At 69.0% G+C, this 22544-nt stretch carries 21 protein-coding genes; 12 read left to right on the top strand and 9 right to left on the bottom strand.

The window, feature by feature from the left end; genetic code table 11:
- The first annotated feature begins 55 nt into the window (after positions 1 to 55).
- From H521_RS23370 to secA, 3 genes are all read left to right on the top strand, one after another.
- Positions 56 to 808 carry a ComF family protein gene (locus tag H521_RS23370; RefSeq protein WP_022893581.1) on the top strand — a complete coding sequence of 251 codons (753 nt, stop codon included), beginning with the start codon at positions 56 to 58 and terminating at the stop codon, positions 806 to 808.
- A gap of 101 nt (positions 809 to 909) precedes the next feature.
- Entirely contained in the window at positions 910 to 1617 is a 708-nt protein-coding gene (hpf, locus tag H521_RS0113605; protein WP_022893580.1) for a ribosome hibernation-promoting factor, HPF/YfiA family, read from the top strand.
- 214 nt (positions 1618 to 1831) lie between these two features.
- A complete protein-coding gene (gene secA / locus H521_RS0113600) occupies positions 1832 to 4615 on the top strand; it encodes a preprotein translocase subunit SecA (protein ID WP_022893579.1) in 2784 nt (927 codons plus the stop codon).
- Between the two features lie 84 nt (positions 4616 to 4699).
- Here secA and H521_RS23365 read toward each other — a convergent pair whose 3' ends face one another.
- Positions 4700 to 5152, bottom strand: a complete 453-nt coding sequence (locus H521_RS23365) for an Rv3235 family protein (protein WP_022893578.1) — start codon at positions 5150 to 5152, stop codon at positions 4700 to 4702.
- Between the two features lie 183 nt (positions 5153 to 5335).
- Between H521_RS23365 and H521_RS0113590 the strand changes: the two genes are divergently transcribed.
- On the top strand, positions 5336 to 5935 hold the full coding sequence (locus tag H521_RS0113590) for a hypothetical protein (protein ID WP_022893577.1): 600 nt from the start codon (positions 5336 to 5338) through the stop codon (positions 5933 to 5935).
- 47 nt (positions 5936 to 5982) lie between these two features.
- Here the strand turns inward: H521_RS0113590 and H521_RS0113585 are convergent, their stop codons facing one another.
- Positions 5983 to 6276: a helix-turn-helix domain-containing protein gene (locus H521_RS0113585; protein WP_022893576.1), complete on the bottom strand. Its 294-nt coding sequence runs from the start codon at positions 6274 to 6276 to the stop codon at positions 5983 to 5985.
- A gap of 122 nt (positions 6277 to 6398) precedes the next feature.
- Here H521_RS0113585 and H521_RS23360 point away from each other — a divergent pair, with 122 nt between their 5' ends.
- The 3 genes from H521_RS23360 to H521_RS0113570 are packed head-to-tail and all read left to right on the top strand — an operon-like array spanning position 6399 to position 9797.
- Complete coding sequence (locus tag H521_RS23360) at positions 6399 to 7028, top strand: SAF domain-containing protein (protein ID WP_022893575.1); 630 nt, start codon at positions 6399 to 6401, stop codon at positions 7026 to 7028.
- Position 7029: 1 nt separating this feature from the next.
- A complete protein-coding gene (locus H521_RS23355) occupies positions 7030 to 8277 on the top strand; it encodes a CpaE/TadZ family protein (RefSeq protein ID WP_022893574.1) in 1248 nt (415 codons plus the stop codon).
- Between the two features lie 26 nt (positions 8278 to 8303).
- Positions 8304 to 9797, top strand: coding sequence for a sensor histidine kinase (locus H521_RS0113570; protein WP_022893573.1), 1494 nt, complete (start codon positions 8304 to 8306; stop codon positions 9795 to 9797).
- 65 nt (positions 9798 to 9862) lie between these two features.
- On the opposite strand, the gene sigJ is transcribed toward H521_RS0113570, so the two are convergent.
- Positions 9863 to 10780: an RNA polymerase sigma factor SigJ gene (sigJ, locus tag H521_RS0113565; protein ID WP_022893572.1), complete on the bottom strand. Its 918-nt coding sequence runs from the start codon at positions 10778 to 10780 to the stop codon at positions 9863 to 9865.
- 107 nt (positions 10781 to 10887) lie between these two features.
- Here sigJ and H521_RS0113560 point away from each other — a divergent pair, with 107 nt between their 5' ends.
- Positions 10888 to 11820, top strand: coding sequence for an NAD-dependent epimerase/dehydratase family protein (locus tag H521_RS0113560; protein ID WP_022893571.1), 933 nt, complete (start codon positions 10888 to 10890; stop codon positions 11818 to 11820).
- 113 nt (positions 11821 to 11933) lie between these two features.
- Positions 11934 to 12854: a cation diffusion facilitator family transporter gene (locus H521_RS0113555; protein ID WP_022893570.1), complete on the top strand. Its 921-nt coding sequence runs from the start codon at positions 11934 to 11936 to the stop codon at positions 12852 to 12854.
- 41 nt (positions 12855 to 12895) lie between these two features.
- Here H521_RS0113555 and H521_RS0113550 read toward each other — a convergent pair whose 3' ends face one another.
- Together H521_RS0113550 and H521_RS0113545 are read right to left on the bottom strand one after the other, a co-directional pair.
- A complete protein-coding gene (locus H521_RS0113550) occupies positions 12896 to 13636 on the bottom strand; it encodes a DedA family protein (protein ID WP_026482279.1) in 741 nt (246 codons plus the stop codon).
- Between the two features lie 174 nt (positions 13637 to 13810).
- Positions 13811 to 14464, bottom strand: a complete 654-nt coding sequence (locus H521_RS0113545) for a biliverdin-producing heme oxygenase (protein ID WP_022893568.1) — start codon at positions 14462 to 14464, stop codon at positions 13811 to 13813.
- Between the two features lie 169 nt (positions 14465 to 14633).
- On the opposite strand from H521_RS0113545, the gene H521_RS0113540 reads away from it, so the two are divergent.
- On the top strand, positions 14634 to 15500 hold the full coding sequence (locus H521_RS0113540) for an LLM class flavin-dependent oxidoreductase (RefSeq protein WP_022893567.1): 867 nt from the start codon (positions 14634 to 14636) through the stop codon (positions 15498 to 15500).
- A 78-nt stretch (positions 15501 to 15578) separates the two neighbouring features.
- Here H521_RS0113540 and H521_RS0113535 read toward each other — a convergent pair whose 3' ends face one another.
- Together H521_RS0113535 and H521_RS23350 are read right to left on the bottom strand one after the other, a co-directional pair.
- Positions 15579 to 16277, bottom strand: a complete 699-nt coding sequence (locus H521_RS0113535; RefSeq protein WP_022893566.1) for a response regulator — start codon at positions 16275 to 16277, stop codon at positions 15579 to 15581.
- Positions 16270 to 17982 (bottom strand): ATP-binding protein, encoded by a 1713-nt coding sequence (locus H521_RS23350; protein ID WP_022893565.1) that lies wholly within the window; start codon positions 17980 to 17982, stop codon positions 16270 to 16272. Before H521_RS23350 ends, H521_RS0113535 begins: the two co-directional genes overlap by 8 nt.
- Positions 17983 to 18146: 164 nt before the next feature.
- Between H521_RS23350 and H521_RS23345 the strand changes: the two genes are divergently transcribed.
- Both H521_RS23345 and H521_RS23340 read left to right on the top strand, forming a co-directional pair.
- Positions 18147 to 19574, top strand: a complete 1428-nt coding sequence (locus H521_RS23345) for a cation:dicarboxylate symporter family transporter (protein ID WP_022893564.1) — start codon at positions 18147 to 18149, stop codon at positions 19572 to 19574.
- On the top strand, positions 19564 to 20472 hold the full coding sequence (locus H521_RS23340; protein ID WP_022893563.1) for an HpcH/HpaI aldolase/citrate lyase family protein: 909 nt from the start codon (positions 19564 to 19566) through the stop codon (positions 20470 to 20472). Before H521_RS23345 ends, H521_RS23340 begins: the two co-directional genes overlap by 11 nt.
- A gap of 46 nt (positions 20473 to 20518) precedes the next feature.
- Here the strand turns inward: H521_RS23340 and H521_RS0113515 are convergent, their stop codons facing one another.
- Together H521_RS0113515 and H521_RS25875 are read right to left on the bottom strand one after the other, a co-directional pair.
- The gene (locus H521_RS0113515; RefSeq protein ID WP_022893562.1) at positions 20519 to 20698 is read right to left on the bottom strand and encodes a hypothetical protein; all 180 of its coding nucleotides are present in this window, start codon (positions 20696 to 20698) and stop codon (positions 20519 to 20521) included.
- 161 nt (positions 20699 to 20859) lie between these two features.
- Positions 20860 to 22544, bottom strand: a 1685-nt coding sequence (locus tag H521_RS25875; protein ID WP_040424708.1) for a YncE family protein, incomplete at its 5' end; no start/stop codon positions are given.

Raw genomic sequence — 22544 nt, 5'->3', positions numbered from 1 at the left:
CGCGAACTGCGCCGTGGATCGGCCCGACCATCCGACGCGGGGCCAGGGTCGTTGCATGGACCGACCGTCAGGAGCCCGAGACCGATTCGCTCGAACGAGCCTCGTCGAGGTCGGCCGGCATGCCGTCGAGGCCGTGCGAGACGCCACCGCGGTGCTGTTGCCCGTCACCTGCTCGGGGTGCGGCGCATTCGATCGCAGCGTGTGCGGCGACTGCCGGCGTGCCCTGCTCGCGCACCCGCGTCGGGTGGAGCGTGCCGGGCTCGAGATCTGGGCGGGCCTGGCGTACCGGGGCTCTGCCGCCGCCGTGATCGGGGCCTTCAAGGACGGGGGTCGAGCCGACGCCGCCGGGGCGCTCGCGCCGGCATTGGGCACGTCGGTGCACTCAGCGCTCGCCGCGGTTCCGAGTGGTCGGCCGATCGAGGTGTGCACGATTCCCTCCTCGCCTGCCGCACGGCGTTCCCGCGGGTATGTGCCGGTCGAGGTGCTGCTCGGGCGATGCGGCATCCGCTCGTCATCGGTGCTGGCGTTCACGAGACTCCACGCCGATCAGGCGGGTCTCGATGCCGAGGCCCGCAGGCGGAATTCGGCCGGGGGGCTCGTCGCCCGACCTGATCGGCGGTGGAAGCCGCGCAGCGCTGCCGGCCTGCTGGGACGCCGGTTCCTGCTCGTCGATGACATCGTGACGACCGGGTCGACGCTCGCCGAGGCAGTGCGTGCACTGGCTGCGGCCGGTGCCGAGACGGCTGCGATCGCCGTGCTGGCGGAGACGCCGCTGAGGTTCCCGCGGCATGCAGGCAAGTCACGGTAAACACTCCGTGACTTTGCCGCGCAACGGGGCTACCGTGGCAGAACAGGCGTGGTCGATCCACCCTTCAGAACCGGGTGACACGTCGGTGAACGGAGGTCGTCATGGAACTGAACATCGTCGGACGAAACCTGGGGGTCACAGACCGATTCCGCGCCTATGCGGCGGAGAAGTCCGAGAAGGTGACGCATCTTGCCGAGCGCGCGATCTCGCTCGACGTGAAGCTGAGTCGCCACAACGAGAAGAACGGCAACCCCGGCCCCGACCGCGTCGAACTCACTCTCGTCGGAAAGGGACCACTGGTCCGGGCCGAGGCAGACGGGTCCGACAAGTATGCGGCGTTCGACGTCGCGCTCGGACGATTGCTCGAGCGCATCCGGCGGGCGAAGGACCGCCGCAAGGTGCATCGCGGGGGGTCCCGTCGGCCGACCTCGCTCCGTGAGGCCACCGATGGCGGGTTCTCCGATGTCGGCGTGCAGGCTGCGGCATCCGAGGTGCTCGCGCAGGTGCGCACCGGCGCCGTTCCCGTCGTCGATGAGGCGGAGCCGCACGTCGAGGAGGACGAGGTCTACAGCCCCGTCGTGATCCGGCGCAAGGTGTTCGCCTCCGCACCGATGACGGTCGACGACGCCCTCTACTTCATGGAACTCGTCGGGCACGATTTCTACCTCTTCGTCGATGCGGAGTCGGGCCGGCCGAGCGTGGTCTACCGCCGTAAGGGCTGGGACTACGGTCTCATCGGACTCGACGAGCAGTCCGAAGAGCATGCACCGGCCAACTCCTCGATCGAGTTGCAGCGGGCCAGCGCCTGACAACGGCGCATGCGAACGGCCGGCTCGGCCATCCTGAGCCGGCCGTTCGTGCGTCTGGGGGCTTGGGGCATCGGGCCGGCACCGTCCGTCCGGTAGGCTCCGGCGCCCGGCCCGTTCACCGCTAGCATGGCTATGATGGCCGTCTGCATGGCGGCAACGGGCGTGCCCGGCTTCGACCCGCGGCCGTGCGCCCAACGACAACAGGAGAACATTCGTGGCTTCGATTCTGGAAAGGGTCCTCCGCGTCGGTGAGGGCCGAACCCTCAAGCGGCTGGAGAACTACGCAGCGGCGATCAACGCCCTCGAAGACGGGTTCCATTCGCTCAGCGACGACGAGTTGCGGGGCGAGACCGCCGAGTTGCGCGAGCGCTACTCCAACGGCGAATCGCTCGACGACCTGCTGCCCGAGGCCTTCGCCGCGGTGCGCGAGGCCAGTCGTCGCACGCTGGGTCTCCGGCACTTCGATGTGCAGCTCATGGGCGGCGCTGCCCTGCACCTCGGCAACATCGCCGAGATGAAGACCGGTGAGGGCAAGACGCTCGTCGCGACCACCGCGGCCTACCTCAACGCCCTGACCAGCCGTGGCGTGCACATCATCACGGTCAACGACTTCCTCGCGAGCTACCAGTCCGAACTCATGGGCCGCGTGTTCCGCGCGCTCGGCATGACGACCGGATGCATCGTGGCCGGCCAGAACCCGCAGGTTCGTCGCGAGCAGTACGCCGCCGACATCACCTACGGCACCAACAACGAGTTCGGCTTCGACTACCTGCGCGACAACATGGCGTGGCAGGCGAGCGACATGGTGCAGCGCGGGCACTACTTCGCGATCGTCGACGAGGTCGACTCGATCCTCATCGACGAGGCTCGAACGCCGCTCATCATCTCGGGCCCCGCGTCGGGCGAGGCCAACCGCTGGTTCACCGAGTTCGCGAACCTCGCGAAGCGCCTCGTGCCCGACGTCGACTTCGAGGTCGACGAGAAGAAGCGCACCGTCGGCGTGCTCGAGCCCGGCATCGAGAAGGTCGAAGACTACCTCGGCATCGACAACCTCTACGAGTCGGCCAACACCCCGCTCATCTCGTTCCTCAACAACTCGATCAAGGCCAACGCGCTGTTCAAGCGCGACAAGGACTACGTGGTCATGAACGGCGAGGTGCTGATCGTCGACGAGCACACCGGCCGCATCCTGGTCGGCCGCCGCTACAACGAGGGCATCCACCAGGCGATCGAGGCGAAGGAGGGCGTGCAGGTCAAGGCCGAGAACCAGACGCTCGCCACCGTCACGCTGCAGAACTACTTCCGCCTGTACGGGAAGCTCTCGGGCATGACCGGTACCGCCGAGACCGAGGCGGCCGAGTTCATGGCGACCTACAAGCTCGGCGTGGTCGCCATTCCCACGAACAAGCCGATGGTGCGCATCGACCAGGCCGACCTCGTCTACAAGAACGAAGAGGCGAAGTTCGCCCAGGTCGTCGAAGACATCGTCGAGCGCCACAAGCACGGCCAGCCCGTGCTGGTCGGTACCACGAGCGTCGAGAAGAGCGAGTACCTGTCGCGTCTGCTCGCCAAGAAGGGCGTGCGGCACGAGGTGCTGAACGCGAAGAACCACGCTCGTGAGGCGGCCATCGTCGCCCAGGCCGGACGCCACGGCGCGGTCACCGTCGCGACGAACATGGCCGGTCGCGGTACCGACGTCATGCTCGGCGGCAACGCCGAGTTCATCGCCGTGCAGCTCATGCACGAGCGCGGCCTCAGCCCGGTCGACACTCCCGAGGAGTACGAGGCCGCGTGGGACGAGGTGTTCGAGAAGGTGAAGGCCGAGGTCGCGGTCGAGGCCGAGAAGGTGCTCACCGCCGGCGGTCTCTACGTGCTCGGCACCGAGCGTCACGAGTCACGACGCATCGACAACCAGCTGCGCGGTCGTTCCGGCCGTCAGGGCGACCCCGGTGAGAGCCGGTTCTACCTCTCGCTCACCGATGACCTCATGCGCCTCTTCAACGCCGGTGCGGCCGAGAGCCTCATGTCGCGTGGCGTACCCGACGATGTCGCCATCGAGTCGAAGGTGGTCTCGCGCGCCATCCGTTCGGCGCAGTCGCAGGTCGAGGCGCGCAACGCCGAGATCCGCAAGAACGTGCTGAAGTACGACGACGTGCTGAACCGTCAGCGCGAGGCGATCTATGGCGACCGTCGGCACATCCTCGAGGGCGACGACCTGCACGAGCGCACGCAGAAGTTCCTCGAAGACGTCATCGACGAGGTGCTCGACTCGCACACCGCCGAAGGCAACCCCGAGGAGTGGGACTTCGACGCGCTCTGGACCGAGCTCAAGACGCTCTACCCCATCGGCATCACGATCGACGAGGTCGTGGCGGAGGCCGGCGAGAAGGGCAAGGTCAACCGCGACTTCATCCGTCGCGAGATCCTCTCCGACGCGAAGGTCGCGTACAGCCGCCGCGAACAGCAGCTCGGTTCGCCGGCGATGCGCGAGCTCGAGCGGCGGGTCGTGCTCTCGGTCATCGACCGGCGCTGGCGCGATCACCTCTACGAGATGGACTACCTGAAAGACGGCATCGGCCTGCGTGCGATGGCGCAGCGCGATCCGCTCGTGGAGTACCAGCGCGAGGGCTACGCGATGTTCCAGCAGATGATGGGCTCGATCCGTGAAGAGACGGTCGGGTTCCTCTTCAACCTCGAGGTCGAGGTGGCGCCGCAAGCAGGAGCCGGCGCGACGATCCAGGCGAAGGGCCTCGGGCGACAGGGCGCCGCCGACGACAAGCTCAGCTACTCGGCACCGAGCGACGCCGGTGGTGTGGAGGTGCGCAACCAGCGCGGCCAGGTGCAGCAGGCGGCGACGCAGCGTGCGCGCCGTGCAGTGGCCGAGAGCCAGGCGCCGGCGGCCGAAGAGGCGCGCGGCGCATTCGGGCAGCGCACCGGCGGCGAGGTCGAGCCGCAGAACCGTGCTGAGCGCCGGTCGCAAGAGCGCAAGGGGCGCTGACAACCGACGAGAGGCCCGGCCGGTGCACTGCACCGGCCGGGCCTCTCGTGTTTCGTGACGTCGCGGCTCAGAGCACTCGGAGGCTCAGAGCACGCCGATGGCGCTTGCACGCCAGCGCTGGTCGAACCCCTCGATGCGAATCGCGACCGCCCTCGACCGCGCCTTCTGGTGCACCAGCACGACGGCTTCGACGACGCCGTCAGTGGGCTCGCACATGTGCACTCGCCCGACGGAGAAGGCCGGCCGCTGCGGGGACTGCCCTTTGACGCGGCGCGCGCGTGCTGCGAGCACCACCCGCTTCGAGAGGTTCCGGTAGACGTCGTCGTTCACCCACCTCGCGAGCTGCTCGAGATCACGAGCGCCCGACAACGCCTCGATGACGCAGTGCGTGAGGTTTCGCAGCATGGGCTCGGGGTCGGGCAGCTCGGTGCGACGAGCAGGCTGGCGGCCGAAGTACTCGTCATCGTCGTCGAGGTAGTGCGCTGCGGATCCTCGGATCACTGCGGTTCTGCCGGCGATCGCGTCGTTTGCGGTCATCTGTGCTCCAAGGGAGAGGAGGGCTCGCCGGCCTTTCGGCGTGACGATGGGGATCACCCCCGGATGGGGGACAGCGGGCGATCCCTGAATGAACCGTAATCAGGGGCCGTAACCGTGTCAAGAGATTTCCTCGCCTGTGGAAAACGTTGCTCACCCGTCGGCGATGCGCTGTAGCGTCACTGCATGCGCTGGGACCTCCTTTTCGATGATCTCGAGTCGCAGATCGACCAGGATCAGCGCGATGAGGAGCGAGCGCTCGCCATCGAAGAGGAGCGACTGCGACTCGGTCGGCTGACGCTTCGAGACCGACTGGCGGCCATCGCGCGCTCGGCGGCCGATGATCCCGATGCACACATCGCCATCGAGCTGCACGGTGGCAGGGTGCTCGCTCTGCGACCCCAGGTCTTCGGCCGCGACTGGGTCAGCGGTCGTTCCGCCACCGCCGGCGCCGCGGGCCTGCAGTGCGTCGTGCCGATGGCGGCGATTGCGGCCGTGCTGCCCACCCGAGCGCAGCTCGAGCCGAGTCTCGAGTCGGTGCCCGAAGCCACCGCGCGGCTCGCCGAGCGCATCGGGCTCCCATTCGTGCTGCGAGATCTCTGCCGCCGTCGCACCCCCGTTCGGCTGAGCACGATCGACGGAGAGACGCACGGAACGATCGACCGGGTCGCGCGCGATCATGTCGACCTGGCCCTGCATGAGCCGGGGGCGACCCGGCGCGAGAACGCGGTGCACGGATACCGCATCGTGCCGCTCTCGCGACTGCTCGTGGTCGACTTCCGCTGACTCGGCGCCGTCGCAGCAGTGCAGCCGCTGACGACTCCGATTCGACGTCAGTCGACGGGACGGATGCGCGAGTTGCGCGCGCCCGAGAGCTCGACGATGTTCGCGTACTCGCCCTGATTCCAGACCGCGTGCTTGCGGGTCTCTTCGTATTGCAGTTCGATCCAGACCTCGAGCTGCGCGCGCTCGATGCGCCACGGCCCGGTCGTGCCGATCCGGATCGCCGGCAACTCGCCGGATCGGACCAGCTCGTCGACGGTCGCCACGTCGACGGCGAGAATCTCAGCCGCGTCGGCGAGCGTGAGGAAGCGGCCGATCTCGTCGCCCGAACCTGGAGAGGTCATGACTTGATTATCGACCGATCGAGTGGCGGGCGGGGGGACTGTGGATAACTTCACGCCGGACTCGCGGGTTCGGGTGACGATAGACGCCGGCGCGACACGCGCCCCGCAGAAGGGAACACACGATGGCACGTCGACAGGAACGAGGTGAGCGGGGAGCCCTCCGACTCGACCCGCGTCTCATCATCGGGATCGTGCTCATCGCCGGCTCGACCATCGGAGTCTGGACTCTCGTGTCGGGCCTCGACGACGGTGTCGAGGTCTATGTCGCTCGCGACACGCTCACGCCGGGCACGACGATTCAGGCCGACGACCTCGGCACCGAATCGGTGCGCCTCGGCGCGGCCGGTGCGCACTACCTGGCTGTCGGCGATGTCCCGGCCGACGGCTTCGTCATCACGCGCACGGTGCATGCCGGCGAACTCGTGCCCGATGCTGCCGTCGACGAGGCCGATCGCACCGGACTGGCGACGATCGTCGTCCCGAGTCGTGGGCCATTGCCGGCCGGCATCGCCGCCGGTGCGCAGGTCGACGTCTGGACCGCGAAGCAGGTCGAGCGAGGAGGCTTCGAGCCGCCCTCGGTGCTCGTCTCGGGCGCCGAGATCGCGGGCATCATCGAGAGCGAGGGCATGGTCTCGACCGACGGAGTCTCGGTCGAGCTGCTGATTCCCCGCGAGAAGGTGGCTGCGCTGCTCGAGGCACTCGCCGCAGCCGATGCGATCGATCTCGTGCCGGCTCGCTCGGCGGGCGAGTGAGATGGCGCGCCTCGCACTCGCGCTCGACGGCTCGATCGAAGACCGCCTCCTCGCCGACGTCATCGAACACGGTCACACGATCCTCGCGCGGCTCGTCGGCTGGCGCGATCTCCTCGACAGCCTCGAGGTGCTCGCACCCGAGGTCGTCATCGTCGGTGCAGGCAGGGGCACGCTCAGCGCCGAACTGCTGACCGCATGTGACGAGCGCGGCATCCGGGTGGTGGCACTCGCCGTGAGCGACGCCGAGCGCGCACACGCAGCACACCTCGGCCTGCACGAGGTCGTCGATGCCGCAGCTCCGTGGAGCGAGATCGAATCGCTCGTGAGCGGGGGAGTGCCGGTGCCGTCGCGTCTCGGCGACGTTCGAGTGAGCCGCGAGCGTGCGGCATCCGTCATCGCCGTGTGGGGGCCAGGAGGCGCGCCGGGGCGCACCACGCTCGCGGTGAACCTCGCCGCAGAGATCGCCGCTGCGGGCCACACCGTCGCGCTCGTCGACGCCGACCCCTACGGCGGCGCGATCGCACCATCGCTGGGCCTGCTCGACGAGGCTCCCGGGTTCGCCTCGGCGTGCCGGCTCGCGGGAGCCGAGGCGCTCGATCGCGCCGAGCTCGAACGCATCGCCCAGCGGTACTCGGCGCCGCGCGTCGCCTTCAACGTCTTCACGGGGCTCGTCGGCCCGAGCCGGTGGCCGGAACTCTCCCGCGAGCGCGTCACCGCGGCGCTCGGCGCGATGCGCACCTGGGTCGAGTACGTCGTCGTCGACACCGGCTTCAGCCTCGAGCACGACGAAGAGCTGACGAGCGACCAGTTCGCTCCTCGCCGCAACGCTGCGACCTTCGCCGCGCTCGCTGCAGCCGACCGGGTGGTGGCCGTCGGGCTCGCAGATCCGGTCGGGCTCTCGCGGCTGCTGCGCGGGCACGGCGAACTCATCGACCTCGTCGAGCCTGAGCGAGTCGACGTCGTGGTCAACCGGGTGCGCACGAGCGCGCTCGGCATCGATGCCCATGCTCAGGTGCGTCAGACGCTTCGGCGCTTCGGTGGCATGACCGAGGCGACGCTCCTGCCGCACGATGCGAAGGCGACCGATGCCGCGATCCTGACCGCGCGCACCCTGCGCGACGCCGCGCCGCGGTCTCCGCTGCGCGCAGCGATTCGCGACTACGCACTCGAGGGCCTGCTGCCCGTTCCTCAGCCGGCGCGGCGTCGCGGCTTCTCGATTCCAGCGCTGCGGCGGGCTGCGACTGGCTGAGCGCCACTCCGCACTACGCTGGAACTGTGTCGACCCTCAGTGATCTCGTCCTCGCCCAGGGCCGCAGCAGTCAGGCCGATGTCGATTGGCTGCACATGCTGGTCGGCGACCTGCAGTTGCTCGCCGACCTCGCCTTCGCCGATATCGTGCTGTGGGTTCCATCGGGTGACGACGCGTTCGTCGCGGTCGCGCACGCCCGGCCTTCGAGTGCGGCGACGCTCTTCTACCGGGACTTCGTGGGCCAGGAGATCAAGCCGCAGTGGCGCGAACTCGTCGGCCAGGCGTACTCGAGCGCCCGCATCGTCGATTCGTCGGCCCCTGACTGGTACGAAGAGATGCCCACGCGTGTGCGGGCTGTGCCGGTCATGCGACGGCTGACCACCGCCGGCACGAATGTCGCCCCAGAGCCGGTGGCGGTGATCACCCGCCACACGAACCTCGGCGCCACTCGTACGCCGAGCCGTCAGGAACTCACGTTCAACGAGTGCGCCGAAGAGCTCTTCCAGATGATCGCCTCCGGCGATTTTCCCGACCTCGGTGCCCCGACCGGTCCCCGTCGCGGCGCCCCGCGCGCCTCCGACGGCCTGATTCGGCTCGACGTCGACGGCATCACGACGTTCGCAAGCCCCAACGCGCTCTCGGCCTTCAATCGCATGGGGTTCGACGACGAGCTCGAGGGCGAGTCGCTCGCCGAGGTGACGACTCGATTGCTCGCGGGCAAGCTCGTCGTCGACGAATCGCTGCCCCTCGTGGTCACCGGCCGTGCGCCGTGGCGCACCGACGTCGAGTCGCGCGGCGTCACCGTGTCGCTTCGTGCGATCCCGATCCGGCACCGCGGCGAGCGCATCGGCGCCATCGTCCTGAGTCGCGACGTCACCGAGCTGCGCCATCAGGAGCAGGAACTCATCACGAAAGACGCGACGATTCGCGAGATCCATCATCGGGTGAAGAACAACCTGCAGACGGTCGCATCGCTCCTGCGCATCCAGGCCCGCCGAACGCACTCGAACGAGGCACGAGAGGCCCTCACACAGGCCATGCGCCGGGTGGGTGCGATCGCCGTCGTGCACGACACCCTCTCCGAGGGGCTGTCGCAGAACGTCGACTTCGACGCGGTCTTCGATCGCGCGCTGCTGCTCGTCGCCGAAGTCGCCTCCGCGCACAACACGACGGCGCATCCGAAGCGCTCGGGGTCGTTCGGGGTGCTGCCGAGCGAGTACGCGACGCCGCTCGCGCTCGCGCTCACCGAACTCGTCACGAACGCCGTCGAGCACGGCCTCGCAGGTCAGGAGGGCGATGTCGAGATCACGGCCGACCGCTCGCCGACGACACTCACCGTGCAGGTGCGCGACACCGGTTCGGGCCTGCCCGAGGGCAAGGTCGGCGAGGGGCTCGGCACGCAGATCGTGCGCACCCTGATCCAGGGTGAGCTCGGTGGCACGATCGACTGGCACACCGTCGTGGGCCGCGGCACCGAGGTCACGATCGACGTGCCGTTGCGCTGGATCGCTCCGGCCTGATCGAGCGGATGCTGCGGGCGCGCGGCATCCGGCCACAGCCTCGACCATGGCGGCGCATGCGTTGCTCAGGTCTGAGCGCGACCGCCGAAGAGCGCGACCGTGTCGCCGACCGGTCCGAGGTGCGCGAGCTTCTCGGGGTTGAGCTGGTTCGCGATGACCTGTGCCGAGCCGGCGGCGAACTCCACGACGAGCACGCTCAGCAGCGCTCCGTCGGGTGCCCGCACCCACAGTGCAGGAGCGCCGTTCACCGGCCGCCGCTCGAAGCGCACTCCGACCGTGGCACCGCGTCGAACGAGGCCACCGAGGAACCGTGCAACCGCCACCGCGCCGTGCATCGCGTGCTGGATCGCGGGCGCCTTGCCGCCGCCGTCGCCGTAGAACACCACGTCGTCGGCGAGTCGGTCGACGAGCTGCTCGACGTCGCCAGCCTCGAGCGCGGAGAAGAACGCGTCGGAGAGGGCGGAGTCACGTTCGTCGATGCCGTCGAACCGTCGTCGACTCTCGGCGATGCGTGCCTTCGCCCGGTGCAGGATCTGGCGGCACGCCGTCTCATCGCGATCGACGACCTCGCCGATCGCACGGTAGTCGTAGGCGAACACCTCGCGGAGGAGGAACACGGCCCGCTCGACCGGGCCGAGCCGTTCGAGCACGGCGAGGAATGCGAACGACAGTGTCTCATCGCGCTCGATGCGGTGGGCGGGATCCGCGTCGTCGTCGGGTAGGGGCTCCGGCATCCACGGGCCGACGTAGACCTCGCGGCTCCGTCGCGCCGAGCGCAGCACGTCGATGGCGAGCCGGGTCGCGACCGTGACGGCGAAAGCATCGGGATTCCGGATCTCGTCGCCCGCAACCGCACGTTCCTGCAAGCGCACGTAGGCATCCTGCACGACGTCCTCCGCCTCGACGACGCTGCCGAGCATGCGGTACGCGACGGAGAACATGAGGGGTCGAAGCGCCGCTTGCGTCTCGTCGGTCATCGACATGCTTCGAGGATGGCACATCGCGCTCGGCAGCAGCGAGGCATCTCGTGTGCCGTGTCACAGATTCAGTGGCATCCGCGTCGGGGATGGTGAGAGAAAGAGAGACCGAAATGCGAGTGTTCATCGCCGGCGCCACTGGCGCCATCGGAAGGAGGCTCGTGCCGCTGCTCCTGGCAGACGGCCACGAGGTGTTCGGCACGACGACGAGGCACGAGGGGGTCGCCGGCGTCGATGCGGCCGGGGCGCACGGACTCGTGATGGACGGGCTCGACGGGGCGTCGGTGCGCGCCGCCGTGCTTGACACCAGACCAGACGTGATCGTGCATGAACTCACGGCGCTGTCGGGCGGCATCGACCTCAAGCACTTCGACCGCACCTTCGCCACGACGAACCAGCTGCGCACGCACGGCACCGACCACCTGCTGGCGGCGGGCGCCGAGGTGGGCACGACGCGATTCATCGCGCAGAGCTACGCGGGCTGGCCGAGCGAGCGCACCGGCAGCCCCGTGAAGACGGAGGAGGATCCGCTCGACGCTCACCCGACCGATGCCTCGCGGGAGTCCCTCGCGGCGATCCGGCATGTGGAGGAGGTGACGACGGCCGCCGGCGGCCTCGCGCTGCGTTACGGCGCGCTGTACGGCCCCGGCCAGTCGCTCGGCCGGCGCGGCGAGATGGTGACGATGCTCGAGTCGGGCAAGCTCCCGCTCGTGGGCGGCGGCACCGGAATCACCTCGTTCTGCCACATCGACGATGCGGCATCCGCGACCGCCGCCGCGGTGCTTCGGGGCGCGGCCGGTGTGTACAACATCGTCGACGACGAACCGGCTCCCGTCTCGGAGTGGCTGCCGGCGCTCGCCGAAGCGATCGGCGCCAAGCCGCCGATGCGCGTGCCGGCTTGGCTCGCGAAGCCGCTCATCGGCGAGCACGGAGTCTCGATGATGACGCAGGTGCGGGGGGCGTCGAACGCGAAGGCGAAGCGCGAACTGGGGTGGACGCCCATCTGGCCGAGCTGGCGGGAGGGCTTCCGCAGCGGGCTCGGGTGACCGGACCGCGGTGGGAGTGCTGCCGGCGACCGCGGCGCCGGCAGCACTCCCGAGAACGCGACTCATTCCTATCTTGGAGCGGGCGACGATTCCCGGCATACGCTGGTGGAGACATGGCACACGATCACGCTCACGCGACGACCTCCAACCGCACCCGCCTCTGGGTGGCGATCGCCATCATCGGCGCCTTCCTCGTGGTGCAGCTCATCGGCGCGGTCATCAGCGGGTCGCTCGCGCTCCTCGCAGATGCCGGGCACATGATGAGCGACCTGATCGGTCTCGTCGTCGCGCTCATGGCCGCCGTGGTCGCCGCACGCCCGGCGACCGACCGGCAGACGTACGGGTATCGACGGGCCGAGGTCTTCGGGGCGTTGATCAACGGTGTGATCCTCGTCGTCGTGGCGGTGTCGGTCGCGATCGGTGCGGTCGGGCGGCTCCTGAGCGGCGCCGAGGGTGAAGCGCATGAGGTGCAGGGTGTGCCGATGCTCGTCGTCGCCGCCATCGGCCTCGCGGCGAACGTGGCGGCGATGCTCGTGCTGCGCGGCGGTGCGAAGGACTCGATCAATCTGCGCGGCGCCTACCTCGAGGTGCTCGGCGACCTGATCGGCTCGGTGCTCGTCATCGCGGCGGCGCTCGTGATCGTGTTCACCGGTTTCGATGCGGCCGACCCGATCGCCTCACTCGCGATCGCCGCCCTCATCGTTCCGCGCGCGCTCGCGCTGCTCCGTGACGTGGCGCGGGTGCTCTTCGAGTCGGCGCCGGCCGACACCGACGTGGCCGAGATCCGCACGCACATTCTCGGTGCGCCCGGCGTGGTCGCCGTGCACGACGTGCATGTGTGGGCGATCACCTCGGGGTCGCACGTGTTCAGCGCGCACGTCGAGGTCGAACCCGAGGTGTTCGCATCGGGTCGCGCGGGGGAGCTGCTCGACGAGCTCGGCGGATGTCTCAGCGACCACTTCGACGTGGCGCACTCGACGTTCCAGCTCGAGCCGGCGGGGCGCGCCGAGCACGAGCAGCCGCAGCACCCCTGACTGAGGATCCGAGGCGGGTCGCTCGATGGCGCCCGGTCGGACTAGCGCTCGTCAGTGCCGCGGTCGAAGACCTCGGGGTCGAGCACGAGCTGCTCGGCCTCGGTGTGATCGGTCACGACATCGGCACCGGCCGCGGCCGCCTTGCGTGCCTTGTGCGCCGAGGAGAAGTAGTGCCACAGCGTGGGAATGAGCGTGAGCACGACCGCGCCGAGCAGGATGACGTCGATGTATTCCTGCACGAAGTCGGCGACCGGCGGGATGTAGCCGATGAGGAAGCCGAAGTACGTGAGCCCGACACCCCAGATGATCGCGCCGATGAAGTTGTAGAGCGTGTACTTCTTGTAGTTCATGTGGCCGACGCCCGCGGCGACGGGTGCGAAGGTGCGCACGATCGGAACGAAGCGGGCGAGGATGATCGCGAGCGCGCCGAAGCGCTCGAAGAAGGCGTTCGTGCGTTCGACGTTCTTGACGCTGAAGAGACCGGACTCCTTGCGTTCGAAGATGCTCGGGCCGAACTTGTGGCCGATGAGGTAGCCGACCTCGCCGCCGAGGAACGCGGCGAAGCCGATCGCGAGGCACACCCACCAGATGTCGACGCCGAAGACGAGCACGGTGTGCGTGAGCAGACCCGAGATGACGAGCAGCGTGTCGCCCGGCAGGAGGAATCCGACGAGCAGGCCGGTCTCGGCGAATACGATGGCGCAGACCACGACGAGCGCCCAGGGGCCGGCGCCGGAAATGATGGTCTCAGGATCGAGCCACGGAATGAGCGCGGTGTGGATCACGGGAGGAATCTCCTGTCGTCGTGGGGCACGGCGCGCCGTCAACCCTCAGAGAGGGGGTCGGCAGCAGCGTGGTGTTCGTAGCAGTCTACCGAGGGCGCTTGCGTGCGACATCCGACTGGAGGATGACTCGGCGCTCGACGTCCGTCGTCGCCCAGCCGAGTTCGGCCCCGGTCAGGCCGCGAGTGCCTCGAAGATCGCGCCGTTCAGCCGGAACGACTCGCGAACCTCGGCGATGAGCACGTCGACCTGCTCGGGAGACAGGGCGAGGTCGTTCATCGCCTCGCGGTAGCCGCGCTTGTAGCGCACGACGCCGTCTTCGGCGATCTCGAATCGGTAGAAACCGAGCTGCTCGGGCGTCGCGCCGTAGTGCCGAGCGACGAGACGTGCGATGGCCTGGCCGCCCGAGAGGTCGCCGAGGTACCGCGTGTAGTGGTGCGCGAGATAGCGCACGTCGTCGTCGGCGATCGCGCGGAGGTGGGCGGCGTAGGCGGCGGTCGCCGGCAGCGGCGGGTGCGCCTCGCGCCAGTCACCGGCGCCGAGCGCCGCGAGGTCGGACTCGATCGCCGCCATGCGCGCGAGCTCGGGATCGAACACCGCGGGGTCGCCGTCGCGACCGCCGCGCTCCTCGAGCGCCTCGTACACCCACCCGAACTGTGCGAGGTAGCGCGTGTACTCCGCGAGCGAGAGCTCACCGCCCATGAGCTGCACGATGTAGCCGCGCGACTCGGCCGCGCGGTGGTCGTCGGCCGACGCGGCGCGCACGAGCGCGGCGACATCGAGTGGCTGCGCGTCGGTGCGGGTCGAGGCAGGGGGAGCGATCGTCATCAGGCGACCCTTCGAGTTAGGTAAGGATTACCTCACCAGCCTAGAGGGCGTTCGGGCCAGTGGGAAGCGAAACGCTCGCGAAGCAGCTCGATCTGCTCGATTCACCGCAACAGCCACGAGATCGCATCGAGCGAATCCGTTGTCGGGGGTCGGAGGTAGCGTCGGCCACATGGAGCAGGGATTCATCTTCACCGGCACCGATCCCGGCCTCGCGGTCGAGCTCGCACCGCTCGCCGAAGCGCACGGTTGGCACGGCTTCTTCGTGTGGGAGGGCATCTGGGCGACCGATCCGTGGGCCACGCTCGCGGCGGCCGCCATGGTGACCGATCGGATCCGCCTCGGCACGATGCTGACGCCTGTGCCGCGGCGTCGCCCGTGGGAGCTCGCCGGGCAGACGATGACGGTCGACCGGCTCTCGAACGGCCGTGTCATCCTCTCCGCGGGGCTCGGTGTCTCCGAGGCCGAACCGAGATTCTGGATCTTCGAAGACGACCCCGGCCGACGGCAGCGGGCCGAATTGCTCGACGAATCGCTCGAACTCGTGCAGCACCTCTGGCGGGCCGAGCCGTTCGAGTACGACGGAGCGCATTTCCACGCGAAGCGCACCGATTCGATGCTGCCGCCCGCGATCGTGCAGCAGCCACGCATTCCCACCTGGGTCGTCGGACTCTGGCCCCGCATGAAGTCCATGCGACGGGTCGCGGCATACGACGGCTGGATTCCGAACTACGCGCCGCCAGGGGCCTCACCGTCGAGCGCCGACGAACAGGCGAGCCTCTATACCCCCGAGATCGCTGCCGAGGCGATCGCGTGGATCACTGCCGAGCGTGCGGCGCTCGGACTCTCCGATCGACCGTTCGACGTGATCCAAGAGGGCACGACGAGCGGCACGGATGCCGCGGCGGACGCGGCACTCGTGCAGCCGTGGGCCGACGCGGGCGCCACCTGGTGGCTCGAGTCCGATTGGAGCGTAGCCGCAGACGAGGTCGCCGACTACGCGCGTGCGCGACTGCGAGCCGGGCCGCCGCTGTCGTAATCGTCTTCGCCCGTCGAACGCATGCCACCGTGGCGCGTTGGCGTGCGTCGGCGTCGGTGCTGTGCGAACACGCGGCGCTCAGCGACGCCGGTACTCGACTTCTGGCCGACCGGGCGTGCCGTACCGGCCTGCGCGTTCGACGACGCCGGCGTCGGCGAGGTGCTCGAGATAGCGGCGGGCGGTCACTCGCGAGAGGTCGAGCAGTGCGGCGAGCTCGGCGGCCGACATCGCCGTGGTCGGAGCGGCGCGCACTGCGGCGCGCACTCGCTCGAGCGTCTCGCGGGTCAGGCCCTTCGGGAGATCCGCGCCCGACGAGGTGCGAAGCGCGGCGAACGAGGCATCGACCTCCTGTTGATCGGTGATGCCGGCCGAGCCGACCCGGGCGTGGTAGTCGTGATAGGCGAGCAGCTTCTCGAGGAACGCCGCGAAGCCGAACGGCTTGATCAGGTACTGCACGATGCCGAGCGATACCGCCGACCGCACGACAGCGGCGTCGCGCACCGCGGTGACTGCGATGACGTCGATCTCGATGCCAGCGGCGCGAAGCGCCCGGCACAGCTCGATGCCGGTCGTGTCGGGCAGGTTCACGTCGAGCAGGATGAGGTCGAACGGGGCAGTGCGGCCGTCGCGCGCGGTGCGAAGCAACCGGAACGCCTCGGAGCCGGTGTGCGCGACACCGGCGACGACGAAGCCGTCGACCCTCATGACGTAGGCCGCGTGGGCTTCGGCGGTGATCGGGTCGTCTTCGACGACGAGCACCCGGAGCGCCTCAGTCATGTGGGTGCGCCGCACTCGACGTCGCAGAGGACGACGACGATGGGGATGACGACGCCGACCGGGGCGAGGGCATCGACGACGGCGACGGCGGGTTCCCGGGGGCGAGTGCGGGAGGCACGCGAACGGCGAACGTCGAGCCGTGCACGCGGATGTCGCCGCCGAGGCGCGAAACCGTCTGGCGCACGAGCGCGAGCCCGATGCCGTGCCCGGCCGCGTGCTTCGTCGTGACGCCGAGGTCGAAGACGTGGTCACCGGCATCCGGGCCCGGGCCGCTGTCGCTCACGGCGATGCGCAGCTCGCCCGGCTCAGCCTCGACGGAGACCTCGACGCGCGGTGCCGGTGTGGATGCGGCGGCGTCGAGGGCGTTGTCGATGAGGTTGCCCACGATGGTGATCAGGTCTCGAGCGGGCACCGCGGTCGCCTCGAGCCGGTCGGGCAGCTCGATCTCGAAGACGATGCCGCGTTCGCTCGCCTGCGCGGCCTTGCCGAGCAGGAGAGCGAGCAGCACCGGCTCCTCGACCGCCGACAGGAGCCGATCGGCGAGCGCCTGGCTGAGGGCGAGCTCCGAGCTCGCGAGCGCCGCGGCATCCGCTGCCCGGTCGAGTTCGATGAGCGCGATGATCGTGTGCAGGCGATTGGCGAACTCGTGCGCTTGCGACCGCAGCGCGTCGGAGAGCGTCGTCATCGTCTCGAGCTCTCCCGTGAGCTCCTGCAGCTCGGTGTGGTCGCGCAGGGTGGTGACTGAACCGATTCGTCCGCCGGCGGGGGCGCGCTCGCGCTCTCGCGAGACGATGACGTCGCGGTCGATCACGAGCACGTGCGTCGGCGTGATGGCGATCGCGTCGACGACGGCATCGTTGCGCGAGAGCACCTCGGCCACCGCCGGCGCCAGCTCAAGATCGGCCAAGGGCACCGGTGCCGCGTCGTCGCTGCGGCCATCGCGGCGTTCGCGTCGAGGCAATCCGAGCAGTTCGGCCGCGCGATCGTTGTAGAGCACGACGGCGTTCGAGCGGTCTTGCAGCACGAGACCCTCGCCGATCGAGTGCATCACGCCCTCGTAGTACGAGAACATGCGGCTCATCTCCTCGGCCCCGCGACCCCACGTGACCCGCCGCAGGTAGCGGCTCAGCACCCACGCGATGACGGCGCCGATGCCGATCATGCCGAGGGCGGCGAGAAGAACCGTCGCGATGCGGGCGCCGAGCGCGACCTGCGTGTTCGAGACGGTGACACCGACGGCGACCAGCGCGACGATCTCACCGTCGTCGGCTTCGACCGGCACGACAGCTCGCACCGAGGGGCCCAGCGTGCCGGTGTAGGTCTCGGTGAATGCATCGCCGTCGAGGGCGCGATCGATGTTGCCGAGGAACTGCTGACCGATCTGCGCCGGATCGGGGTGCGTGTAGCGCACGCGATCGGGCGCCATGATCGTGATGAAGTCGATGCCGGCCTCGCGCATCACGTCGAGCGCGTACGGCTGCAAGTGCGATGACGGGTCGGTGGTGCCGAGCGCGGTCGCGACATAGGGGTCGGCGGCGAGCGTCTCGGCGACGGCGAGGCTCTTCGCCGCGGCATCGCGTTCGACATCCGTGCGCGCGTCGGCCCAGATCCACACCACGGTGATCGCCGCGAGCGCGACGATCATCACCAGCTGCAGCGCGAAGAGCTTCGCGGCGATGCTCCAGCCCCGAATCCACTGCACCATGGCTCACCTCGCAACGCCGCTCGTGATCACTCTAGACACGCTTCCGCCCGGCCGCCGCGAACAGTATGAACACAACCCGATGCCGCGGCATCCGGCGTCGCATTCTGGGTCGATACCGACTCATCGTCGACCGGCGATGACCGACCCACGGAAGGCAGACGGCAATGGCGCTCCAGTCTCAGGCCTCGGGCACGAAGCCCCGGCGCAGGATCGATTCCTCGCACTACCTCTACATCGCGGTCATCGTGGCCGTGTTCGCCGGCATCACGGTGGGCCTCGTCGTTCCCGACTTCGCCGTCGGCTTGAAGCCCATCGGCGACGCGTTCGTGCTGCTCATCAAGATGATGATCGCCCCCATCATCTTCTGCACGATCGTGCTCGGCGTCGGTTCGATCGCGAAGGCGGCCACCGTCGGCAAGGTCGGCGGGCTCGCGCTGCTGTACTTCATGGTCATGTCGACCTTCGCGCTCGGCATCGGCCTCGTGGTCGGCAACCTCATCCACCCGGGTGAGGGCCTGAACATCGGCAGTGCCACCTACGACACGAGCACGCTCGAGCCGAAGACCACGACCGAGTTCCTCCTCGGGATCATCCCGGTGTCGATGTTGTCGTCGCTCACCGACGGCAACATCCTGCAGGTGCTGTTCGTGGCGCTCCTCGTCGGCTTCGCCCTGCAGAAGATGGGGTCGAAGGGCGCACCCATCCTCGGCGCGATCCGCCAGATCCAGGCGCTCGTGTTCCGTATTCTCGCGATGATCATGTGGATCGCGCCGCTCGGCGCCTTCGGCGCGATCGCCGCCGTCGTCGGCAACACCGGTGTCGCGGCGATCATCAGCCTCGGCACGCTCATGATCGCGTTCTACATCACGTGCGCGATCTTCATCGTCGTCGTGCTCGGGTCGCTGCTCTGGGCGGTCGCGCGGGTCAACATCTTCCGCATGATGAAGTACCTCGGCCGCGAGTACCTGCTGATCGTCTCGACGTCGTCGAGCGAGGTCGCGTTGCCGCGCCTCATCGCGAAGATGGAGCACGTCGGCGTCTCCAAGTCGGTCGCCGGCATCACGGTGCCGACGGGCTACTCGTTCAACCTCGACGGCACCGCGATCTACCTCACGATGGCGTCGCTCTTCATCGCGAGCGCGATGGGCACTCCGCTCTCACTCGGCGAGCAGGTCGGCCTCTTGATCTTCATGATGGTGGCGTCGAAGGGGGCGGCGGGCGTGACCGGGGCGGGCCTCGCGACGCTCGCCGGCGGCCTCCAGGCGCACCGGCCCGACCTCGTCGACGGCGTCGGTGTGATCGTGGGCATCGACCGGTTCATGTCGGAGGCTCGCGCGCTCACGAACTTCACCGGCAACGCGGTGGCCACGCTGCTCGTCGGCACGTGGACGAAGGAGCTCGATCGCGAGCAGCTCGGCAGCGTGCTCGCCGGTGATCGGCCCTTCGACGAGGCCACGATGAGCGTCGACGACCACCTCTCGGGCGACGAGCAGGCCGAGCTCGAGCGCGAGGAGCGCCCGTCGACGGCGACGATCGCCGCCATCGTGGGAGAGCTCGAGCAGGAGAAGGCGGGCCAGACCCGTGGGCGCTGACGTTCGCGTCGCATCGTCGGCCACCGCCGGCACTGCTCCGGCGGGCACCGTTCCGACGGTGCCCGCCGGGCTCGCCCGCTCCTGGCTGCTCGTGCCCGGGTCGGCGGTCGACCTCACGACGCGGGTCGCGACGTCACGCGCCGACGCGGTGGTCGTCGACCTCGAAGACGGCGTCGCGGCGGCCGACAAGGGTCGAGCACGCCGCGCGCTCGCCGCGGCGGCCGAGAGCGGGTTGCGGCCATGGGTGCGCATCGGCGACGCGGCGTCAGATGAATGGCGCACGGATGTCGCACTGCTGCGCGGCCGCGAACTCGTCGCCGGCGTGGTGCTCGCCAAGGTCGAGGCACGCGATCACGTGCGACGCACCCTCGATGCGCTCGACGGCGCCCTGCCGATCGTCGCACTCGTCGAGAGCGCATGCGGCATCGAGGCGGCGCTCGAAATCGCCGAGACCGCGGGCGTCGCGCGCCTCGCCTTCGGCAGCGGCGACTTCCGCCGCGACACCGGGGCGGCGGATGACCCGCTCGCGCTGCTCTACGCGCGTTCGCGACTCGTCAGCACGAGTCGCGCCGCGGGCCTGCCGGGGCCGATCGACGGGCCGACGGTGCCTCGGGAGCCGGCGGCGCTGACGGATGCCTCGCAGCACGCGGCATCCCTCGGCATGACCGGTCGGCTCTGCCTCCGCGAGGAGCAGGTCGACGCGGTCAACATGGCGCTCAGTCCGTCGGGCGCCGAACTCGCGTGGGCGTTCGACGTGCTCGAGACGCTCGAGCGTTGCGGCATCCGCGATGGGAGCGATCTGCCCAGGATCGCTCGCGCACGCGCCATACGCGGTGCCGCGGAGACGTTCGACATCGAAGCGGATGTCGCGGCGCGCCGCTCCGACTACGCGGACTGACGTCGCGCACTGCGGCCGCCCCGCGATGACGTTCGCGCGGTGCCGCCTACTCGAGGTCGAGCGGTGAGGTCTCACCCAGGCCGTCGTCGTCGGAGTCGTCGATGGACGCCTCTCGATCGGCCTGTGCCGAGTCGATGAGGTCGTCATCGAGCTCGTCTTCGTACCGCGCGCCGGGGTCGCGATCGAGGTCGAGCGGCTCTTCCAGTGGATCGACGAAATCGGTCATGATCGGATCCTCTCCTGCGGGTACTGCCGGTGATCCGACGGTAGCGCGTCAGGACGCGGGACGGTAGAGGCTTGCGCCGCAAGACCGCCTGCAATGGTTCGAGGGAGCATGGATCGCCCCGCTCGGTGGAGCGGGGCGATTCACTGCGTCACCAATTGGAGTCAGCCGGCCGCGCGCTGCAGCCTGATCAGGCCGGTCGGGAAGCGATCGCGCGACGAGACGTACACGACTCCCTTCGCGGTGTCGACCGAGACGCCGTAGACCTTGTTGCCGAATGCGGTGACCCGGTAGTCATCGATCACCGTGAGGTCGTCGGCCTTCAGCACGAGCACGCCGCTCGCGTCGAAGGCATCGCTCTGGTGGCCGAGATAGAGCCGTTTCGCGATCGGGTCGACCGCGATCGAGCGCAAGTCGGGCGCCGAGGAGGTGAGGGTCTCGGCGACCAGCGCATAGTCCGCGTCGTCATACACGCGAACGGATGCGGTCGCCCCCGTCACGTCGGAGTTGCTGACGTAGATGCGCTTCGCGATCGGATCATAAGCGACGCCGTGCGAGCGCCAGTTCGCTCCCGGCGTTGCGACGGTCGTGAGCACTGCTCCCGTCGTCGCCTCCATGACATCGAACCCGCTCGCTCGACTGACCCCGAAGACCCTGCCGCCCGCGAGATCGACGTCGATGCCGCGCACGTTCCCCGAGGGGAAGGCGAACGGGCCTCGAAGCAGAGAGGAGTCGTCGAGCCTCAGCACCGCCCACGCCGCACCATAGGCGACGTACAGCTCGCGCTTCTCCGCGTCGATCGCCACATCTCGCACGCCTTCCGCCTCGCCGCCCGGCACGAGGTGAGTGGCGACGACGGCGTCGGTGAGGGGATCGATCTCGAGCACCCGTGCCGGCCTCTGCTCGTTGGCGACGAAGACGTGCCCGGTCACGGGGTCGACGACCGAGCCGACGGGCTTGACGTCGAGGTCGGGAGCCGACTCGGCGGAAGGGATCGCCGTGAGCGGCGACGGGGTGTAGGCGAGTCCCGTGGGCGGGTCGGTTGGATCGGTTGGATCGGTTGGATCGGTTGGATCGGTCGGATCGGTTGGATCGGTCGGATCCGTCGGGTCGATCGGCCCGCCCGAACCCACTCGCTGGCTCACGGTCACCGCGACGGCGTCGAGTTCGGAGCCGGGCGGGTTGAGGCGGAAGTCGCGGTTGGAGACGAACACGCGCTGGTGCTCCTCATCGACCGAAATACCGTAGCCATCCTTTCCGTACTCGGGGTCATCGAGATCGGCTTTCTGTTCACCCGTCTTCACATCGTGCACTGAGAAGCCACCTGAACCTGCCGCCGTGCCGGTGTAGCCGACGTAGACGAGCCCATTCGTCGAATCGACGTCGAGCTGACGCGGATTCGCACGTGACGGAATCGACCAGAGCTCCGCGAAGTCGTTCTCGACGTCGAAGGCGGCGAGATTCGTCGCGTCGGGCACGTCACTGAAGTAGCTCGTGGTGATGATGCCTGCTGCGGGGTCGGCGGCGACGTAGTACGCGTCGGCGGTGCCGTTGATGACGCCGAGTGAGGCGCCGGTGTTGGCGTCGAGGACTTCGACGCCGCGGGAGGGAACGGCGCCGTAGACGAGTCCGCGCACGGGGTCGACGTCGATGGAGCGGTTGGATTCGATGAACGGGAAGGGCCCGCGCACGACCTGGCCGAACGTGGCATCCGCGATCGAGACGACGACCCAGTTGCGGTTCTGCTGGCCGACGTAGAGCAGTTGCGCCTCATCGTCGATGCCGAGGTCGCGGATGTTCTCGGGTAGTTCCATCTCGCGGAGCACCTGATCGGTCTCGGGGTCGATCT

This window comes from Agromyces subbeticus DSM 16689 (genome assembly GCF_000421565.1).
In the GTDB taxonomy this organism is placed as follows: domain Bacteria; phylum Actinomycetota; class Actinomycetes; order Actinomycetales; family Microbacteriaceae; genus Agromyces; species Agromyces subbeticus.
The sequence above is the reverse complement of the archived record's forward strand: the minus strand, read 5'-3'. Positions and strand labels throughout refer to the sequence as shown.

Coding starts and splice junctions, on each gene's coding strand:
- H521_RS0113560 (WP_022893571.1), top strand. CDS start 10,888: ATGCGAGTGTTCATCGCCGGCGCCACTGGCGCCATCGGAAGGAGGCTC.
- H521_RS0113555 (WP_022893570.1), top strand. CDS start 11,934: ATGGCACACGATCACGCTCACGCGACGACCTCCAACCGCACCCGCCTC.
- H521_RS0113515 (WP_022893562.1), bottom strand. CDS start 20,698: ATGACCGATTTCGTCGATCCACTGGAAGAGCCGCTCGACCTCGATCGC.
- H521_RS23345 (WP_022893564.1), top strand. CDS start 18,147: ATGGCGCTCCAGTCTCAGGCCTCGGGCACGAAGCCCCGGCGCAGGATC.
- H521_RS0113545 (WP_022893568.1), bottom strand. CDS start 14,464: ATGACGATCGCTCCCCCTGCCTCGACCCGCACCGACGCGCAGCCACTC.
- H521_RS0113540 (WP_022893567.1), top strand. CDS start 14,634: ATGGAGCAGGGATTCATCTTCACCGGCACCGATCCCGGCCTCGCGGTC.
- H521_RS0113535 (WP_022893566.1), bottom strand. CDS start 16,277: ATGACTGAGGCGCTCCGGGTGCTCGTCGTCGAAGACGACCCGATCACC.
- H521_RS23360 (WP_022893575.1), top strand. CDS start 6,399: ATGGCACGTCGACAGGAACGAGGTGAGCGGGGAGCCCTCCGACTCGAC.
- H521_RS23370 (WP_022893581.1), top strand. CDS start 56: ATGGACCGACCGTCAGGAGCCCGAGACCGATTCGCTCGAACGAGCCTC.
- H521_RS0113590 (WP_022893577.1), top strand. CDS start 5,336: ATGCGCTGGGACCTCCTTTTCGATGATCTCGAGTCGCAGATCGACCAG.
- H521_RS0113585 (WP_022893576.1), bottom strand. CDS start 6,276: ATGACCTCTCCAGGTTCGGGCGACGAGATCGGCCGCTTCCTCACGCTC.
- H521_RS23350 (WP_022893565.1), bottom strand. CDS start 17,982: ATGGTGCAGTGGATTCGGGGCTGGAGCATCGCCGCGAAGCTCTTCGCG.
- H521_RS23365 (WP_022893578.1), bottom strand. CDS start 5,152: ATGACCGCAAACGACGCGATCGCCGGCAGAACCGCAGTGATCCGAGGA.
- H521_RS23355 (WP_022893574.1), top strand. CDS start 7,030: ATGGCGCGCCTCGCACTCGCGCTCGACGGCTCGATCGAAGACCGCCTC.
- sigJ (WP_022893572.1), bottom strand. CDS start 10,780: ATGTCGATGACCGACGAGACGCAAGCGGCGCTTCGACCCCTCATGTTC.
- hpf (WP_022893580.1), top strand. CDS start 910: ATGGAACTGAACATCGTCGGACGAAACCTGGGGGTCACAGACCGATTC.